Annotated in this window: 9 protein-coding genes; 2 read left to right on the top strand and 7 right to left on the bottom strand. The window is 61.0% G+C overall.

Features of this window, described 5'->3' with window-relative positions; genetic code table 11:
- The first annotated feature begins 82 nt into the window (after positions 1-82).
- Positions 83-985, top strand: a complete 903-nt coding sequence (locus MRY17_RS25790; RefSeq protein WP_243353056.1) for a homocysteine S-methyltransferase family protein — start codon at positions 83-85, stop codon at positions 983-985.
- A gap of 130 nt (positions 986-1115) precedes the next feature.
- Here MRY17_RS25790 and MRY17_RS25785 read toward each other — a convergent pair whose 3' ends face one another.
- The 3 genes from MRY17_RS25785 to MRY17_RS25775 are packed head-to-tail and all read right to left on the bottom strand — an operon-like array spanning position 1116 to position 2879.
- On the bottom strand, positions 1116-1787 hold the full coding sequence (locus MRY17_RS25785; protein WP_181285735.1) for a GNAT family N-acetyltransferase: 672 nt from the start codon (positions 1785-1787) through the stop codon (positions 1116-1118).
- Positions 1780-2244: a GNAT family N-acetyltransferase gene (locus tag MRY17_RS25780; protein ID WP_181285734.1), complete on the bottom strand. Its 465-nt coding sequence runs from the start codon at positions 2242-2244 to the stop codon at positions 1780-1782. Before MRY17_RS25780 ends, MRY17_RS25785 begins: the two co-directional genes overlap by 8 nt.
- On the bottom strand, positions 2241-2879 hold the full coding sequence (locus MRY17_RS25775; protein ID WP_191952476.1) for an FMN-binding negative transcriptional regulator: 639 nt from the start codon (positions 2877-2879) through the stop codon (positions 2241-2243). The genes MRY17_RS25780 and MRY17_RS25775 overlap by 4 nt, the downstream gene beginning before the upstream one ends.
- Before the next feature lie 87 nt (positions 2880-2966).
- Here MRY17_RS25775 and MRY17_RS25770 point away from each other — a divergent pair, with 87 nt between their 5' ends.
- The gene (locus MRY17_RS25770; RefSeq protein ID WP_243353055.1) at positions 2967-4508 is read left to right on the top strand and encodes a PLP-dependent aminotransferase family protein; all 1542 of its coding nucleotides are present in this window, start codon (positions 2967-2969) and stop codon (positions 4506-4508) included.
- Between the two features lie 6 nt (positions 4509-4514).
- On the opposite strand, the gene MRY17_RS25765 is transcribed toward MRY17_RS25770, so the two are convergent.
- The 4 genes from MRY17_RS25765 to MRY17_RS25750 all read right to left on the bottom strand — a co-directional run bounded on the left by MRY17_RS25765 (position 4515) and on the right by MRY17_RS25750 (position 16132).
- Complete coding sequence (locus tag MRY17_RS25765; RefSeq protein WP_243353054.1) at positions 4515-9125, bottom strand: dermonecrotic toxin domain-containing protein; 4611 nt, start codon at positions 9123-9125, stop codon at positions 4515-4517.
- Positions 9126-9280: 155 nt separating this feature from the next.
- Positions 9281-13882 (bottom strand): hypothetical protein, encoded by a 4602-nt coding sequence (locus tag MRY17_RS25760; protein ID WP_243353053.1) that lies wholly within the window; start codon positions 13880-13882, stop codon positions 9281-9283.
- 127 nt (positions 13883-14009) lie between these two features.
- The gene (locus tag MRY17_RS25755) at positions 14010-15101 is read right to left on the bottom strand and encodes a polyamine ABC transporter substrate-binding protein (RefSeq protein WP_181285730.1); all 1092 of its coding nucleotides are present in this window, start codon (positions 15099-15101) and stop codon (positions 14010-14012) included.
- Positions 15098-16132 (bottom strand): histone deacetylase family protein, encoded by a 1035-nt coding sequence (locus MRY17_RS25750; RefSeq protein ID WP_181285729.1) that lies wholly within the window; start codon positions 16130-16132, stop codon positions 15098-15100. Before MRY17_RS25750 ends, MRY17_RS25755 begins: the two co-directional genes overlap by 4 nt.
- Positions 16133-16176 lie beyond the last annotated feature (44 nt).

The raw sequence follows: 16176 nt of genomic DNA, 5'->3' as shown, positions 1-16176 counted from the left end.
TTAACCGAACGGTACGCATTAAATAGTTATAAGAACGACTCTCATAGTGAGTTATTTTCATAAGCATATGAGTAAAAAGCATATGGGCGCAGATAGCACAGTAATTCTCGATGGCGGCATGGGCCGTGAACTGCAACGCCGTGGCGCGCCGTTCCGCCAGCCGGAATGGTCGGCACTGGCCTTGAGCGAAGCGCCGCAAGCGGTGGAGGCCGTGCACGCAGCCTATATCGGCAGCGGTGCCAATGTGATCACCAGCAACAGTTACGCGGTGGTGCCGTTTCATATTGGCGAAGCGCGGTTTGCCGAAGAAGGCCAGGCGCTCGCCGCGTTGGCCGGTGAGCTGGCGCGACGGGCGGTGCAGGCGTCCGGCAAATCGGTGCGCGTTGCCGGTTCATTGCCGCCGTTGTTTGGCTCATATCGGCCCGACTTGTTCCTGCCTGAGCGGGTCAACGAGTTGCTGACACCGCTGGTGCAAGGCCTGGCCCCTCACGTTGACCTGTGGCTGGCGGAAACCCAGAGTTCCATCGATGAGGCACGGGCGATTCATGCCGGCCTGCCTGAGGACGGCAAGCCGTTCTGGCTGTCGTTTACCCTGAAAGACGAAGACACCGATGACGTACCGCGCCTGCGCTCCGGCGAACCGGTGGCGGACGCGGCCGAGGCGGCGGCACAGTTGGGCGTGCAGGTGTTGCTGTTCAACTGCAGCCAGCCGGAAGTGATCGGTGCGGCGATTGATGCGGCGCGTGAAACATTCGTGCGATTGGGCGTCGCGATCCAGATCGGCGCGTACGCCAATGCCTTCCCGCCACAACCCAAGGAAGCCACGGCCAACGATGGCCTGGACCCATTGCGCGACGACCTCGACCCGCCGGGTTACCTGCAGTGGGCGGCTGATTGGAAAGCGCGCGGCGCCAGTCATCTGGGCGGCTGCTGCGGGATCGGACCGGAGCACATTGCGGTGCTGGCCCAGCGGCTGACCGACTGATTCACCGCAGATCAAAACTGTGGGAAGGGCTTGCCCCGGACGGCGGTGTGTCAGTCACTGTATGTGTTGACTGAACCACTGCATCGGGGGCAAGCCCCCTCCCACATTGGTTTTGCGTTGCGAGTGAGGTTTAGGCTCGGCATTCGGCCAGTGTTTTGAGCTGGCCGGCTCCCGCCTGGTTCGCCTCCGACAACCACGCCTCAAACCCGGCACCCACCTTCGGCCATTCCGAATCCAGAATCGAATACCACGCCGTATCGCGGTTCTGCCCCTTGACCACCATGTGCTGGCGGAACACCCCTTCAAACCTGAACCCCAAGCGCTCGGCTGCGTACTTGGACCGCGCATTGCCGTTGTTGCATTTCCACTCCAACCGCCGGTAGCCCTGCTCGAACGCATACTTGGCCAGCATGTACACCGCTTCGGTACTTTTTGGCGAGCGCTGCATCGGTGCGCCGAAGGTGACGTGGCCGATTTCGATACGGCCTTGCGCCGGGACGATGGACATCAGGCTGAGGATGCCCTGAACCTGGCCCGTCGCACGGTCGATCACGCTGAAAAAGTACGGGTCGCTGTGGGCGGCGTGGTTGTTCAACCAGGCGTCGAAGGCACTGCGCTCGGTGAACGGGCCGTAGGGCAAGTAATCCCACAGCTTCGGGTCGGCCCCTGGGCCTTCAAGGGCTTGCCACAGTTGATCGGCATGGCGCGCCGGGTCGAGCTTTTCCAGGCGGATAAAGCGCCCTTCAAGCAGGTGCGCGGTGGGCGCCGGGACGCCTTTCCAGTCGGCGAGGGAATTAGTCATGCTGCGCTCCTAAGAGACCTTTGCGAAATTGAATGAGGCCCGGGCGTTCAGCGATGCGCTCGTAGAGCTGGATCGCGGTGGCGTTGCTCTCGTGGGTCAACCAGTGCACCTTGCAGCAGCCATCGGTTTTGGCGGTGGCGTAGACGAACTCAATCAATTGGCGGCCCACGCCCGTGCCACGTCGGGCCGCGTCAACCAGCAAGTCCTGCAGGTAGCAGGAGTTCTCGATGCTCCAGTTGGAGCGATGGTAGATGAAGTTGACCATGCCCACCGCCTTGCCGTCCTGCCAGGCCAGTGCCGAATGGGTCGGCTCGCTGGGGTCGATCAGGCGTTGCCAGGTGCTCTGGCTGACGGCGTCCGGCAGTTCGGTGTTATAGAACTTCAAGTACGCCTGCCACAGCGGCAGCCAGGCGGCGTGGTCGGCGGCGCTGACCTGGCGAATGTCGATCAAGCTCATTCTGAAACTCCTTGAGGAATAAAGCGGGCCAGGGTCTGGTCGCGTAGATCGGCACTGGCGGCCAAGCCGTCACGGACACCGGCCATGTCGGCGGCGCTGCGGTTCTGGCTGAGTTTGCGTTTGCCCACCAGGCGTTCGATCGGCAGGGCAAAGCCGACGATGGCCTTGAGCATGCCGTCAATGTAATCCGCCGGTGCGTCGCTGACACGCCAGGGTTGGGCGCGGCCGCTTTCATGGCGGTCGGTGAGGGCAGTGACCACCTTGAGCAAGCGCTCGGCGTCGCTGAACACCTCAGGCGTGCCATAGGCGTGCACGGCGATGTAATTCCAGGTTGGCACCACTTTGCCGTGCTCGGCCTTGGCGGGGTAAAACGCCGGGCTGATGTAGGCGTCGGCACCGGCGAAGATCACCAGCGCCTCACCGCCATCTTGCAGCTCGCGCCATTGTGGGTTGGCCCTGGCCAAGTGACCGTACAGTGTGCCGTTGGGGCCTTCGTCGGGGTTGAGCAGCAAGGGCAAGTGGCTGGCTTGCAGGCCGTTTTCACCCAGGGTGATCAACTGCGCCAAACGAGTGTGCTGGATCAGTTGCTGGATTTCGGGCAAGTCATCGAGAGCAAAGGCGCGGGGTGTGTACATGGAGATTTTCCTTGGCGAATGCCTGCATCCTAGGCAGGCTATTGGTTCGTTGTAAGAGCCATCTAGCGCTATTTTCATAGGTCCAATATGCCGCCTATTTCTTCGCCGCCGTTGTCTTTCAACCCAGCCGGTATCGAGCTGGACCGCCGCCAGGGCCTGACGCGCCAACTCTATGAGGCCTTGCGCCAGCGAGTGCTGGATGGGCGACTGGTCAGTGGCACGCGGCTGCCCGCAACCCGAGATCTGGCGACGGCCTTGTCGATTTCCCGCAACAGCGTGGTGCGCGCCTACGATCAGTTGTATGCGGAAGGGTTTATCGAGAGTCGGGTAGGTGATGGCACCTACGTTGCCCAATTGACGATGGCCAAAAAACTATCCACAAAAGTATCCACAGGGTTTTCAACAGGCTTATCCCCAAGGTTATCCACAAAATGGGCGAATTTACCTGAAGATTTGGATGATGAAGTTATCCACAGCGCAGGCTTGGCGCGGGTAAAAGACCACCACCTGCCTCAGCCCCCCTTGGGGCCGCCGCGGGCGTTTCGCGTGGGTGTACCGGCCTTTGACCTGTTCCCATTTGAGGTATGGGCCAAGCTGAATGGGGCGTTCTGGCGTAAACCCGACCTGGAACAGCTGTGCTATGGCGACCCGGCCGGTGATGGCCGACTGCGCGGTTTGATCGCCGCGTACCTGCGCAGCTCGCGCGGCATGCAATGCACGGCTGAACAAATTGTGATCACCAGTGGCGCACAGCAGGCCATCAGCCTTTGTGCACAGTTGCTGGTGGAGCCTGGGGACGGCGTGGCGGTGGAAAACCCCGGCTATCGCGCGGCGGGCCATGCATTCGCTTTGGCCGGCGGGCGACTGCATGGCGTGCCGGTCGACGGCGAGGGCATGGATTGCCAGGTGCTCAGTACCCTCAATGACTGCCGCGTGGCGTATGTCACGCCTTCCCATCAGTACCCCCTGGGCGTGGTGATGAGCCTGGCACGGCGCCTGGAATTGCTGGCCTGGGCCGAACGTTCGGGCGGTTGGATCGTGGAAGACGATTACGACGGCGAGTACCGCTACAGCGGTGCGCCGCTGTCACCGTTGGCCGCGCTGGACCGCAATGGCCGCGTGCTGTACGTCGGCACCTTCGGCAAGGTGGCGTTCCCGGCGTTGCGCCTGGGTTACCTGGTCTTGCCCCCGGGCCTGGTGCAAGCCTTCACCCGGCGCCGCGCGGTGGACGTGCGTCACTCCGAAGTCAGTACCCAGGTGGTGATGGCCGAGTTCATGGCAGCGGGGCATTTCCAGCGCCACATTCGCCGCATGCGCCGCGCTGCATTGAGCCGACGCAATGCCTTATTGGCCGGTTGGCCCGACGGGGTGCCCGGCGTCGGCGCCTTGCCCAGCGTTGCAGCCGGGCTGCATATGACGGTGCGCGTGGATAGCCTGGCCCGTGAGCAGGCGCTACTCACTCAAGCCAACGCGGCAGGCGTGGAAATCAACGGCCTGAGCAGCTATTGGCTGACCGGCCCCAGCCCACCTCCGGACCAGCGCGCAGGCTTGGTGATGGGGTTTGCCGCAGTGCCCGAGGGCGATATCGCACAGGCGCTGGTACGTTTGCGCCAGGCGTGGTTGCCGTAAAGCCGTTCAGCTATTGAAGAACAGCGACTTGGCCAGTTGATTGCCGATCCTGCGGCGGTGAACCTCAATGGTGTCCCAGTCGCTTGGCCCGATGCGTTGGCGCGAGCCGCCAAGGCGTTGTTGTTCGCGGGTCTTGAGGTGGTCCGCAGTGAAATCCTCCAGCGCGGCATTTTTCGTATCATAGTGAAAGTGTGCGTACCAGAGCACCGTACCGCTCTCTTTGTCGCGAATTTCGTATTCGTCCAGATAGTCCTTTCTGGGCCCCTTGAGCGCACGGCGGGTGACCACTTTGACGATGCTGATCAGCCCTTGGCTGTGCAGCCAGTCCACGCGCTCGGCGGTGGGTGCTTGTTGCTTGATCATCTCGATGTAGGTTTTCCTGCCCAGCCGATAGAAGCGTTGTGCCGCGTCATGGAGGTTACGGTTGGTCGAGGCAGCGGAAGCATGATCGCTTTCTGTCAGGTTGCGTCGGGTCAGGGCTTCTTCGATGGTGGTTGATGCGTCTTCCAGCCCCTTTGCATAGGCATCGAACATGTCCTTGATATCCTGCGGTGCATGCCAGGGCTTTTTGGCGAAACCCTGGTATTTGCGGATTTCAGCCTGTTCGCCATCCAGCAGGGTTTGCCCGGCGTTGATACTGATGTCCAGGTCCACGGTGGCCGGTGTGGGTGAGTGCGCCGGGGTTTTCTCGCGTTCAACCCAAACGCCCGGCGCCTTTTCGTGGAACGTTGCGATGACCTTGCCCGTCAGGGCAGCCTTGACGTCCACCAACGAGCTGTCGGTTTCACGGGGTTCACCCATCACCAAGCCGTGATGGCGTGTCTTGATCACCTTGCGCCGTGGCGGTGGTTCTGCCTTTGAGCTGCCAGGCTTGGGCTCCCGGGCTTTTTTCTCGCGCAGCAGGTAGGCCAGGTCGCGGATGGCCCGCTCGCTGAACTCGCCGATATGCTGGCGAAAGCTCTCTAGGCGAGGTTTGAGCAAGTGCTGCGGGTACTCGGCATGCAGGTCCAGCAGGCGTTGATCGGCGCTGGAGAATTGCTCAACCAGGCTGTTCAGCACGTCGATACGTTCATCCAATGACGCGCCGTTGCCCCGTTCGACAATTTCGCTGAAACTTTCGACGGTGAGTTCGGCGGTATCGACGATCTGCCCCATCTGCTCACGCAGCGTGGCGGGGATCTGGCGTTGCGACTCATCGATACACAAGTAGCGGCTCAAGCCGATCTCCAGCGATTTGAGTTCGATGAGGGTGAACTGCGGTAACTCCGCGATGGTTTTTCGAATGACCTTCGCGCCTTCATCGCCCAACTCTTTGAGATCGCTGAAGCGGTCATTAATAAACTCCAGGCGCTTGATGATCTTCAGGTTCAAGGTGGACAGGGCCTGTGCGCTTTGCGTTTGATTTTTATAGTCAATGTCTACCTCGGCTTCCAGGACAGTAGACGACGACTGCAAGGCCTCCTTGTAGCTCACCAGTTGTTGTTCCAGGGCAATCTGCGTCAGTTGCACCTGTTGTTTCAGGTAACCCGTCATATTGCTCTGATAGGTGGGCACGGCGTCGATGATACTCAAGGACTTCAGGTGGCTGATCACCTCGTCGTACTCCGCCAGTCGGCTATCGACTTTACCGACGAACTCCGTGCGCTGCTGGTCGGTAGACGGGCCGGGCGTTGCGTCCAGCGCGGGTTTGGATTCAAGTACGTCCAGTTGTTTACTGGCGGCGATGGCGTCAAAGGCATTGAGCTGGGTCTTGAGTTGCAGGATGCGCGCAGGCTGATCGACCTTCACCGCTCGCCGTTGGTTGCGAAGACCTCCACCGCGCAGGCGTAAACGAACATCGACAAACCATTGGCCCGCCAGGTTGCCTATCAGCGGTGGGCCGGTACGCGAGGGGTCATTCGGGTCGATGACGATGACACTGTCGTTGTCATCCACCATCACCTCGAACCAACGCCTGCCCACTGGTGCATACCACTTGTCTGCCAGCGGATAGAGATTGAGGTGGCGACCGGGGGTTTTGTTTTGCTCGCCAAGTGCGGTGGGTTTGGCGAGGTTGAAACTGTCCAGTGCCTTGGCCAGGCCCAGGGGGCTATGACTCAGGGCTCCCTGGGTGTGCACGGCGCCTTGATGCCTGGCGGGAAGTTGGCCGTCGGGAATATTGATTTGCTGCACGCTGGTGTATGTCTTCTCGGCAATTGAGGGCTTATCTGCCGTGCCCAGGGACGTTGGTTCTGCGTCGGTCTTCAGGCTTGGAGCCTCCAGTTGCTCCCGTGGTCGAGGATGGCGCAGGGCGATGTGCAGCGTCAGGGCCATACCCAGGTTGAGAAATACATCCACCAAGGCGGTCCAGGTAGCGGGCTGGTCGCCCTTGTCCACGGCCTCTTCGGCCGCCTGCAAGTCATCCATGATTTGCCAGATCCAGGCGGCGATGCCCAGGGTGCGTCCCATGAAGGGCAGCGCGACGTTGAATATCTGCCAACCGGCATGCCGGAAGGTCGCCCAGCGCTTTTGCACGTTGGATACCGACTGGCGTGTCGCCAATTCGATCAGGGCATTGGCGTTGGCCTTGAACAGCGTCGCCAGGGTGTCATTGCCGACTTCTTCATCGCTCAGCGTTATGGGGCCGCTCATGTACAGCACGGTCAGCGGTTCGACCAGCGCGCGCACCACGGTCCAGGGCGAGGGCACCGTATCGGGGAACACGTACTGGGCATAGTTGAACCGTTGCGCTTCAGGCAGCCAAGCCAATACCGATTCGCGCAGGGAGCGTTCATGCTTGATGGCGTACAGCAGGTTTTGCCGCGATGCAAACTGCATCAGGACCGGCTCCAGCAGGGGCCGATACAGCACGCAGGGGCCGGTGCCGGACTGTCTGGGGCCGATCACGAACATGTTGGCCACAACATCTTGCTCATGACCCGGGCGCAAGGTGGGCACAAAGGCCAGCTTGCGAATGACGATGGGCTTGCCCTCTACCTGGCGCGCATGTTCATCGGCGTGCATCACGGCAGCGACGTAGCGGTAACCCAGTTCATCAATGTCGCCCTGCTTGCGGATTTTCATTTGCAGCGCCAGCAACGGCAATTGCACCTGCAGGTGGCGGGTGTAGAGCTGCTGTCGGTGGCTGGATTGCAACGGGTCATCAAGAAGTTTCTGTTTGACCAGGGCTGGGTAGTACTGGCCAATATCGATGTCTTCGATCACGTCTTTCAGGTAGCGGTAGGTCATCCAGGCCGGCACGCCATTGTCCTTGCCGTTGTAGTGCACCGTTGTGTTGCCCGTGGGCAGGCCGGTAAGGTTTTCCAGGGCCAGGTCGATCAGGCTGCGACGGGTGATGTCCACGGCACCCGGGATGATAAAAGTGCCCCACAGAACCGGGCTCTCGATCACGATTTCGATCTTGTCCAGGTTAAGACTGGCGTTCGGCTCAGGGGCGCGGATGTGGCTTTGCAACTGGCTCCTGGCATAGTCACGAATGGTGGGAATGCCGTCCTGGAAGGTCTCGCCGTGGTTATGGGTGTGCAGGTGGGCCAGGTCGATCAAGTAGCGGCTGTAGGCGGCGGTATCGGAGTCTGATGCCGAGGCCAGCCAGTCGGGAAGCTGTAGATGAATGTCGCGGATCGTCGACAGTTGATGATCGCTCATCTCTTCGAGGCTGGGCACGATGCGGGCGACGGAGGGCATGCGAGGCTGTTCCTGCACATCGGGCCCGCCGAAACTGCCGATGACCTGGATCTGCAAGGAGATCAAGGTACAGGCCAACGCATCGAAGAAGTTGCCATCGGGCTCATACAAGCGCCATTGCAAGGTCGTGTCCTGCTCTGGCGCACTCAGCCGGGCAGGCAGCGAGGCGCCGAATTCGGCCAATGACGCGAACGTCTCATACCCGCTTACCAGGGAGTAAGTGAGGACCATCTGGCGATTCTCGTGCTCGCCCACCAATACGGTCATGTCCAGGAAACTGACGTGGTTGGACTCGCCGTTTCTGAGAATGTCTACATCCACCAGGTAGGCGTGGCTTTTGTAAGGGTCCTTCAGCGAACGCCGCGCTCGGTCAGGCTCCTGGAAAACCGTGCGGGCCATGGCGCATTCGTGTTCACTCAGGCCTTGTTCTTCGGTGATGTTCCAGACTTTCCTCAGGGCGTTGGAGAAGGCCTGCCAGCGCGGGCCAGTGGCGCCGTTTGACGCGTTCCAGAAGTCCAGCTCCTGCTCTTGGAAGGCGCTGAACAGCAGGCCGGACAAGTCGTTGATCAGCCGTGCGATGGCATCGATTTTCACCGCCAGGTGTACAGGCGCGGCAGCGTACGGTTGCTGCGTGAGAAAGTGCAGGCCGTCGATGTAAGTCACCCTGTCGTTGGACATCGCTTGATGGGCCAGCACCGAGGTGAGCGATTCGACGAGGGCCGGCGCACGTTCGACGGTGTTGCCGACCACCTCCCATTGAGGGCTGACCACTACGGCCAGGTCGGGGTCGATATCCAGCGTGGGGTACAGCTCTTTGAGTGCCGAACGCAGTGTGGTGGCGGCGACTTCCCGGGTAGTGGGGCCTGTGGTTAATTGAGTGAGCAGTTCGTAGCTCGTTGGTGGGCGATGGTTGTTCGCGATGTCATTGGGCATGGGCAGCTCCTGTGCGTTCGATGGCCCGGAGGGGCTTCAGGAATGGCAAGGTAGCGAGCGCCGGTGTGGGCAGGGCGGTAGATACGTCGAGGCGCGCGGTAATACGCGCTGTGATCGTGGCGAGGGGGCAAGCTTCCTCACCACGGGTGGGTGATTTACTTCACATTGAAAAACAGCCGCCGCGCCTGCTCCAGGTTGATTTCGCTGAGATAGACCGCAGTTTTCTGCTTCTCGCTCAGGCCGTTGAGGGTGTCGGCTTGCGCGCCCCTGGCCTGCTCTTGCGGGGTTTTGAGGCGCGCCCGCAGGAACGACTTGGCCCGCACCCAGTCGGTCGAATAGTGAAAGTGCGCATACCACAGCACGCTATGGTCGCTGCGGTTGCTGATGCTGTACTCGTCCAGATAATCGTTCTCAGGGCTTTTGAGTCGACGCCGCTTCACGGTTTTCTTGATGACGACCTCGTCGTGTTGCATCAGCCATTCCAGCCCCTGCACGGTGGGTGGGTGCTTTTTGATCGACAGCGCTTTTTGGCGTCGCGCCTCGCTGTAGAGCTCGCGCACCGCATCGCTGAGCTGTTTGTCGACCAAGGCTGCCGAGTTCTGGCTGCTCTCAGTGGCGTTGCCGGCGGTGAGCGCCTGCTCAATGTCGACGCCGGCCTGTTCCAGCTTCTGGGCATGCTGGTGATACAGCAACTCGATGCCGATGGCACTGCGTTCGGGTTTGGCGGCTTGTTCGGCGGCGTGTTGCTTGAAGGCCTCCAGCCCATCCAGCAGGTCCTGGGCCTGGTTGACGCGGGTCGCGATGTCGACGGTGGTCGCTGGCGGCGTTTCGACAGGGCTCACGTGCTGCACCCAGACGCCGGCGGGTTTTTCATGGAAAGTCGCCATGAGTTGCTGGTTGAGCGGTGATCGAATATCCACCAGCCCGGTGTCATCGCCTGTGGCTGACAGGCGTGGTTCACCAATCAGAACACCGTTGTAGCGCGTATTAATCACCTTTTTCCTGGCTTTTGGCGGCGTAGGCGGCGGTGTTGGCCGGCCTCTGAGGGTTTCGCGATCATTGTGCAAAAGCGCCAGGTGGCCAACCGTTTCGTTATAGAAATTGCGGATCTTTTCACGCAGGCGCGCAAGGGGAGTGGTGAGCGCGACATCGGTAAATTCCTGGGGGAAATCCTGCAGGCGTTCATCGAGGATATTGAACTGTTCCACCAGGCTGCCGAGGGTCTCGATACGCTCATCCAGGCGCGACTCGCTGCGTTCAAGCAGGGCTTCATGCAAGGTCTGGATGGACAGGTCGGCGTTGTCGATAATTCGGTCGATGGCATTCCACGCATCCGGCGCAGTGGCGGTGCTGCTGTCGTCCACGCACAGGTTGCGTGCCATCGTCACCTGCAAGGCCCTGAGGTCGCGGGCGGTGTAGATCGGCAAGCTTTTGCGGTGCTCACGAATGACCTTGAAGCCGGTTTCGCCCAAGGCTTTGAGTTGAGCGAAGCGTGATTCGATGTAATTGAGGCGCTCGATCATGTCCTGGCTCATTTCGGTCATGGCGCGGGCATCGTCTATGTGACGGTCCTGGGGGTGGCTGATCTGGTGCTCGATCTGGTCCAGCACGCTCTTGAGCCTGGGCGTGAACGCGACCTGAGCTTCACGTATGGCGGTTTCGGTCAGGTCCAACTGGGCGCCCACGTAGCGCACGGCTTGCTCCTGATAGCTCGCGATCGGGGCGAACACATTCAAGACCTTGAGCTGTTGCAGCGCGGTTTCGTAGTTATTTCTCTGGGCTTCAAGCTTTTGCAGGTAGGTTTCACGACGGGTTTCGGCTGATGTACTGGCCTGGGGATCGTCCATCGCCTCCCGCGCCTGTTGCACTTGCAATTGCGCCGCGGTTTTGTCGTGCTCAAATTGCGACAGGCGTCGTTGGGCCTGCGCTGCCTTGCTATCCGCTTCGGACTTTGACCTCTCCTGCTGGCGTTTGGGGCCGCCGCCGCGCAGGCGCAGCCGGGTGTCGATGAACCATTGGCCTCGGGCATTGTGAATCAAGGCCGGGCCTGTGCGACCAGGGGTTTTGGGGTCGAGGATGACCACCGTTTGATCTTCATCGGCGCTGACTTCGAACCAACGTTCCCCCACAGGTGCGTAGTACTTCTGAGTCTGGTGGTAAAGGTGCTGGTACTGGCCTTCTGCGGTCTCAGCGCTGCCCAGGCCTTCGGGTTTACTGACTTTGAAGGTGTCGAGCAGCGTGCCGAGTTCGCCGGGGGCGCGCTTGATGGCACCGCTGATGTGCAAGTGAGGTGAGTCCTTGGACGGCAGCGCCTGTGCCGGGCTTTGCCGTTGCTTGACCGTGACCTCTTTGGCGGTTGTCGCCTCCGGCAGTGTGGGCCTGGATTTACCTGGGTAGCCGGGACGGTGGTTGCGGCTGGCGACATGCAAGGTGATCGCCATGCCCAGGTTGAGCAGGACATCGGTGAGCGCTGACCACTCAGTCTGTTTATCACCCTGTTCCTGCGCCTCGACAAACGCTTGCAACTGGTCGACCACCTGCCAGATCCACGCCGCCGTACCCACGCCACGGCCGACAAAGGGCAGCACCAGATTGAATATCAGCCAACCGGCGTGCTTGAAGGTCGCCCAGCGGCTTTCGGCATTGGAAACCGATTGCCGATCAGCCAGTTCGACCAGGGCATCGGCGTTGGCTTCGAACAGCGTTGCCAGGCGGTCGCCACTGAGCACTTGTTCGCCCAGCGCCATTGGACCGCTCATGGTCCACAGCTTATCGGGCTCCACCAGGTAATCGGCCACCTGCCACGGCGACGGCAGTGCGCCGGGAAATACATAGTTGGCGTAGTCGTTGCGCACTGCGTCCGGCAGCCAGGCCAGCACCGACTCACGCAGGCTGCTCGACTTGGAAATCGCATAGAGCAGGTTGGCCGGCGAAGGGAACTGCATCAGCGAGGGCGTGAACAGCGGGCGATACAGCAAACATGGGCCGGCCGCCGGGTCATCGGGGCCGATTACGTACATGTTGGCGACGCTGTCCAGGGACGTATTCGTGCGCCGCAGGGGCCGGAAAGCCAATGGCCTGAGCACAATGGTTTGCCCGTCCACCCGGCGGTCACTGGCCTCGTCCTGCAACACGGCGGCCACGTAACGGTAGCCACGTTCGTCGATACCCTCTTGCCCGTTGATCTTGGCTTGCAGCGCCTGCATCGGCAGTTGGATACGCAGGTGCTGGCTGTAGAGGGTTTGGCGGCGCGGTGATTCCTGAGGATCGTCCTGCAGTTTTTCTTTGATCAACGCAGGGTAGGTGCTACCGATATCGGCAGCGGTGACCAGTGATACAAAATAGTCTGCGTCGAGCCAATCAGGCAGGTTGAAGCCATTTCGCGTCTTGAGGGCGCGGTTGCCGGTGGGTAGCGCAATCAGATTTTGCAGGGCCAGTTCAGCCACGCTGAAGGTGCGGGTATCGAACTGACCTGGCACAACGAAGGTGCCCCAGATGACCGGGCTCTTGACCTCCAAGTGGATTTTTTCCAAGGCCACATGGGCGCTGTCAGGGTGATCCTTGAGCATTTGCGCCTTGGTCATCTTCAATGCGTAGGCTTGGATGGAGGGAATGTCGTCCAGGTAGGAACGGCCAGCGTTCTGGTTATGCAGTGCAGCGAGGTCCTTGAGGTGGCGGGCGTAGAAGTTCTGATCGGCGCTCGAGGCATTCTTCAACCATTGTGGCAACTGCTGCTGATACCACGCCAGGCCCGGGCCTTTGACCGTGGCAAAGGGGACCACGGCGGGCGGCGTGCCAACGGCGACGTCAGCGGTATGGGTGTGGCGCAGGTCTGAAAAATCGATGTCGCCCACGGCTTCCACCAGCACAGACACCATTGCGCAGGCCTGCTGGTCAAAAAAATCGCCCTCAGGTTCGTACAGGCGCCATTGGATTTCCTGTTTCGAGACAGACGCCGGCAGGTGCGCAGGCAACGACTTGCCCAACTGCTCCAGTGAGGGGAAGCGTTCGTACCCCTTGAGCAACGAGTGCATGAGAATCGAGGTTTTCCCTTCATGCTCGCCGAGCAGTACGGCGATCACCACTTCGTTCTGGTGAGTCACTTGCTCTGCGTCGATTCGGTCGATATCGATCAGGTACGCCTTGAGCTGGTAAGGGTCTTTGCCCTTGCGATCAGCCTTATCGGGGTGGGCAAACAGGGTGCGCGCCATGGCGCACTCGATGGCGCTCCAGTCATCCAAGGTCTCGACGTTCCAGACTGCCCGCAATGCACTCGACAGTTCATGCCAATGGGGGCCGTTGCCGTTGGTCTGGTTCCAGTAGTCGACCAGTTGTTGCTCAAAGGCCCGCAGCATGACCGGCGCCAACAGGTTGAGGCTCTTGGCCAGTTCACACATGCGTACAGGCAGGTGCACCGCCGGCTCGACGATAGGTTGCAGGGTCAGAAAGTGCTCGCCCTCGATGTACAGGACCGGCTCCGCCAAGACCGCCTGTATGGCGAGGATGTCACTGAGCGCCTGATACTGGGTGGCGCCGGCGACGATCTCATCGCCGATCAATTGCCAGGTGGGTGTACCGACCATGGCGATGTCGGGGTCGATTTCCAGCGCTGGGTATTGCTCGCGCAGCGACTGGCGCAGCAGGTGGGATGCGGTCTCCCTGAATGAGGGGCCGACGTAGAGTTGAGTGAACAGCGCGGCGCGTTCATCCAGGCGCTTGGCGTTCGTGTGGGTACTGTTTGACGCGGGTGAGGTCATGGCGTGGCTTCCCTGTCTGGCCGGTAGATGGAAAAAGCCCGAGGTTCGGGCTTGGCATTTCCATGCTAGGGCTCGGTCAGCCAGGGAGGCGGTGCTTACGTAGGCCTGCCGTGAAATCTACAGGGCGTTACCGGCCGGATTTGATCTTGGTCCAGGCCCGCGTCCTGGCGCGTTCGGCTTTGCTGTCCAGGGGCTTGAGGGTGTAGAGCGTGGCCATGGCCGCGTCGGTCGGGTACAGGTTGGGGTTGTTGCGAATGGCCGGGTCGACCAACCCGCTGGCGTCCTTGTTGGGGTTGGGGTAACCGACAAAGTCGCTGATCGGCGCGATGACGTTGGGTTGCAGCAGGTAGTTGATGAAGGTGTAGGCGTCGCCCGGGTTGCTCGCGCCCTTGGGGATGGCAAGCATGTCGAACCAGATCGGCGCGCCTTCCTTGGGCAGGCGCATGTCTACGGTCACGCCATTTTTGGCCTCCTTGGCGCGGTTGGCGGCCTGGGAAAAACTGCCGGAGTAGCCCACCGCCACGCAGATATCGCCGTTGGCAATGTCGGCCATGTACTTGGAGGAGTGAAAGTAAGTGACGTAAGGGCGGATTTTCATCAACAGCGCTTCGGCCTTGTCGTAGTCCTTGGGGTTGCTGCTGTTGGGGTCCAGGCCCAGGTGCTGCAAGGCCAGGGGCAGGATTTCCGAGGGCGAGTCCAGCAGGGCGACGCCGCATTGCTTGAGCTTGCTGAGGTTCTCTTCCTTGAAGATCAGGTCCCAGCTGTCCACGGGCGCGTTGTCGCCCAGGGCCGCCTTGACCTTGGCGGGGTTGAAGCCGATCAGGATGGTGCCGTACATGTAGGGTACGGCGTATTGATTGCCGGGATCGTTGGCCTCGATCAGCTTCATCAGCTTGGGATCGAGGTGGTTCCAGTTGGGCAGTTGGCTGCGATCCAGAGGCTGGAACACGCCGGCCTCGATCTGCTTGGCCAGGAACACGTTGGAGGGCACCACCACGTCATAGCCGGAGTTGCCGGTGAGCAGTTTGGCTTCCAGGGCCTCGTTGGTGTCGAAGATGTCGTACACCAGCTTGATCGACGGGTGCTGGGCTTTGAAGTCTTCCAGCGCCTTGGGCGTGATGTAGTCGAACCAGTTGTAGACCTTCAGGGTCTTTTCTTCGGCCTGGGCGGCGCCGCTGACTACCACGGCGCACAGGGCGAGCGACTTGAGCATGTTCATTGGGCTGCTTCCTCGAAACCTTCCAGCACGTTGACGGCGTTGATGCCGATTTCTTCCACCGCGTAGCCGCCTTCCATCACGAACAGCGTGGGTTTGCCCAGGCGCGCAATGCGTGCGCCCATGGCCAGGTAGTCCGGGCTGTCGAGCTTGAACTGCGAAATAGGGTCGTCCTTGAACGTGTCCACGCCCAGGGACACCACGATGATGTCGGCAGCGTAGCGCTCGATCTCGGCGCAAGCCTGTTCCAGCGCGGCGCTCCAGGCCTGCCAGCCGGAGCCGGCCGGCAACGGATAGTTGAAGTTGAAACCCACACCTTCGCCCTCGCCATGCTCATCGGCATAGCCGAGGAAGAACGGAAACTCCGCCTCTGGATGGCCGTGGATCGAGGTGAACAGCACGTCGCTGCGCGCATAGAAAATCGACTGCGTGCCGTTGCCGTGGTGGTAGTCCACGTCTAGGATAGCGACCTTTTTGCAGCCCTGATCAAGGAACGCCTGGGCCGCGATGGCCGCGTTGTTGAGGTAGCAATAACCGCCCATCAAATCGCTGGCAGCGTGATGCCCCGGTGGGCGGCACAGGGCGAAGGCACTGTGGGCGCCTTGCGCGATGGCGGCCTGCGCCGTAAGGGCCACTTGCGCTGCGCTGTAGGCCGCTTGCCAAGTGCCGGCGGTGATTGGCGCGCCACCGTCGAAACTGTAATAGCCCAACTGGCCGTGCAGGCTGGTGGGCAGTACGCGGCGCAACGTACGCGCCGGCCAGGTGTAGGGCAACAGGTCGCCGTCCTGGCCGTGTTCGGTCCAGCGTGACCACGCGCCCTTGAAGAAGTCGAGGTAGTCGCGGCTATGGATACGTTGCAGCGGCGCCAGGCCGAAATCCTGCGGGGCCTGCACCGGGCCCAGTTCGCGGTCCTTGACCCGTTGCAGCACGTGGTCGGCGCGCGAGGGCATTTCGAAGCAGGGCATCAGTTGCCCGTCCATCAGTTCACAGCGGCCATGGTGCAAATGATGATCGTCCGAGTAGATCGTCAGCATGTTGTTGTTCTCCGCAGGCTGTATTCGTGAGTGCAGTCTTGCGG

Source organism: Pseudomonas orientalis, assembly GCF_022807995.1.
In the GTDB taxonomy this organism is placed as follows: Bacteria; Pseudomonadota; Gammaproteobacteria; order Pseudomonadales; family Pseudomonadaceae; genus Aquipseudomonas; species Aquipseudomonas orientalis_B.
This window is presented reverse-complemented; position numbering and strand designations above follow the sequence as displayed.

Excerpts from the sequence above, each read along its gene's own strand:
- MRY17_RS25790 (WP_243353056.1), top strand. The coding sequence starts at position 83 with ATGGGCGCAGATAGCACAGTAATTCTCGATGGCGGCATGGGCCGTGAA.
- MRY17_RS25785 (WP_181285735.1), bottom strand. The coding sequence starts at position 1,787 with ATGACTAATTCCCTCGCCGACTGGAAAGGCGTCCCGGCGCCCACCGCG.
- MRY17_RS25780 (WP_181285734.1), bottom strand. The coding sequence starts at position 2,244 with ATGAGCTTGATCGACATTCGCCAGGTCAGCGCCGCCGACCACGCCGCC.
- MRY17_RS25775 (WP_191952476.1), bottom strand. The coding sequence starts at position 2,879 with ATGTACACACCCCGCGCCTTTGCTCTCGATGACTTGCCCGAAATCCAG.
- MRY17_RS25770 (WP_243353055.1), top strand. The coding sequence starts at position 2,967 with ATGCCGCCTATTTCTTCGCCGCCGTTGTCTTTCAACCCAGCCGGTATC.
- MRY17_RS25765 (WP_243353054.1), bottom strand. The coding sequence starts at position 9,125 with ATGCCCAATGACATCGCGAACAACCATCGCCCACCAACGAGCTACGAA.
- MRY17_RS25760 (WP_243353053.1), bottom strand. The coding sequence starts at position 13,882 with ATGACCTCACCCGCGTCAAACAGTACCCACACGAACGCCAAGCGCCTG.
- MRY17_RS25755 (WP_181285730.1), bottom strand. The coding sequence starts at position 15,101 with ATGAACATGCTCAAGTCGCTCGCCCTGTGCGCCGTGGTAGTCAGCGGC.
- MRY17_RS25750 (WP_181285729.1), bottom strand. The coding sequence starts at position 16,132 with ATGCTGACGATCTACTCGGACGATCATCATTTGCACCATGGCCGCTGT.